A 2609-nucleotide genomic window follows, 5' to 3' on the forward strand; every position below is an offset into this window, starting at 1 on the left:
CCAACGTCGTCGGAAGTCGAAGCTCAGTAGCCGCACCAAGCTGATTACGCAGCTCAACCGCAGTCAAGGAGTCAAAGCCCAGATCCTTCAACGCACGATCAGCATCAACCCCAGCAGAGTCCGCATGCCCCAGCACCACCGCCACCTGAGAACGAACCAACTCCAGCAACAACCGCTCACGCTCCCGCGGCGCCACACCCGCCAACCGATCCCGCCACACACCAGACCCATCCCGCCCCACCGCAACCCGCCGCACCACACCCCGCACCACATTCCGCAACAACGCCGGAACCGACACACCACCCCCACGAAACGCCCCCACATCCACACGCACCGGCAACACCACACCACGCCCCACACCCTGAGCCACATCAAACAGGGCAAGACCCTCCTCGGTGCTGAGTCCGGTGGTGCCGCCGCGAGCCATGCGAGCGAGATCGGCCTCGCTGAGGTTCTGGGTGATTCCACTGGCTTGAGCCCACAGCCCCCAGCCCAGGGAGAGTGCGGGCAGGCCGTGGGCGTGGCGGTGCTGGGCCAGGGCATCGAGGAAGGCGTTGGCCGCCGCGTAACTCCCCTGCCCACCAGCCCCCAGAGTGGCCGCGGCAGACGAGTACAGCACGAACGCCTCCAGGCCCATATCCCGAGTCAGCTCATGCAAATGCCACGCCGCATCCACCTTCGGCGCCAACACCCGCCGAACACGCTCATCACTCAGCCCCTCCACCACACCGTCATCCACCACCCCCGCGGTATGCACCACACCCCTGAGCGGCACCTCCGCCGGAACACCAGCCAACAACTCACGCACCGCATCACGATCGGCCACATCACACGCGGCCACCGTGACCGACGCCCCGGCCGCCTCCAGATCGGCCACCAGCTCCGCAGCCCCCGGCGCATCCGGACCCCTGCGACTGGCCAGCAGCAGATGCTCCACCCCATGCTCAGCCACCAGATGCCGGGCCACCACACCCGCCAACACACCCGACGCCCCCGTCACCAACACCGTCCCACCCGAGACCAGTGGCGTAGACGCTTGGGAGGGCGCGGACTTCGTCACGCGAGACAAGCGCGGAACCAGGATGATCCCGCCCCGGACCGCCAACTGCGGCTCCTCACCAGCGACGAGGGCCCGCACCGCCGCGTCCGCCGCAGCTGGGCTGATCTCGCTGCCGCGCTCCGGGTCGTGGTCGAGGTCGTGGTCCAGGAGGAGGAACCGGCCGGGATTCTCAGTCTGCACCGACCGCAACAACCCCCACACCGGAGCCTGCACCAGACCCGCCACATCCTCATCTGCCTCAGCGGCGACCGCACCACAAGTGGCCACCACCAGACGGGACCCGAACAGTCGCTCCTCACCCAGCCACCGCTGCACCACAGACAGCACAGTGGCCAACGACTCCCGCACCCCGGCAGCCATATCGCCATCAGCACCGGTCGCCGGGCAGGACACGACCACCCTCTCGGGCACCGTCTCGCCCTCGTCCAGCGCGCTGATCAACGCGGACACGTCCTGGTAACGGGCGTACGATCCGCCCTCGCGGACCACCGCCTCACCCAGCCCAACATCCGGTCCTACGAGCGCCCACGAACCCCCGGCAGCCGATGCCCGGGGAGACTCCAGCGGCTGCCAGTCCAGCTGGAACAGGGAGTCATAACGGCTGGTCTGAGCCACCTGCAACTGCTCAGCCGAAAGCGGCCGCAGAGCCAGGGACTCGATGGACACCACCGGCTGCCCCGCCGCATCAGCCACGTCCAGCGCCACCGCGTCCGACCCCGCACGGGTCAACCGCACCCGCACCACCGACGCACCCGAGGCATGCAACCGCACCCCCGACCACGCAAACGGAACACGTACGGCTTCCTCGTCCCCGTCCGAAGCGATCAACGCCACGGCGTGCAAGACGGAGTCCAGCAGCACGGGATGCACCCCGAACCGCTCCGCCTCAGCCGCACACTCCTGCGGAAGACGAACCTGAGCGAACACCTCCTCACCACGCCGCCAAACCGCCTCCACCCCCCGAAACGCCGGACCATAACCAAACCCACGCTCAACAAACCCGGCATAAAACCCTTCCGGATCCGACATCACCACCTCAGCACCCACCGGAGGCCACTGCTCCAACACCACCCCACCACCAACAGCCGAGGACGGCTCCTCGACGGCCAACAACCCACGCGCATGGCAGTTCCACATCGCATCGTCCGCGCTCTCCGCGTCCTCAAGACACGAGTAGACCGCAACCGGCCGCAGACCAGCCGCATCCGGCTCCTCGACGACCACCTGCACCTGGACACCGCCGCGCTCGGGCAGTACCAGCGGCGCCTCCAGCGTCAGCTCCTCCACCCGCCCGCAACCAACCTGATCTCCCGCGCGGATCACCAATTCGACCAGTGCAGCTCCCGGCACCAGCACCGATCCGAGCACCCGGTGATCGGCCAGCCACGGGTGCGTCTCCAGCGACAGCCGCCCCGTGAGGTGTACCGAATTGTGTGCCGCGGATTTCAACATCGCACTGAGCAGCGAATGGTCAACATGCCCCTGTCCGATGCCGGTGGCGTCAACTGCTTGGATCGGTGCGTCGAGCCAGTAGCGTTGCCGTTGGAAG

1 protein-coding gene is annotated in these 2609 nt (G+C 67.6%); it reads right to left on the reverse strand.

Annotation, left to right across the window (positions count from 1 at the left end; genetic code table 11):
• A partial coding sequence (locus tag VT50_RS09575; protein WP_143645199.1) for a type I polyketide synthase occupies window positions 1–2609 on the reverse strand: 2609 nt, incomplete at both ends.

It is taken from the genome of Streptomyces antioxidans (assembly GCF_000968685.2).
In the GTDB taxonomy this organism is placed as follows: Bacteria; Actinomycetota; Actinomycetes; order Streptomycetales; family Streptomycetaceae; genus Streptomyces; species Streptomyces antioxidans.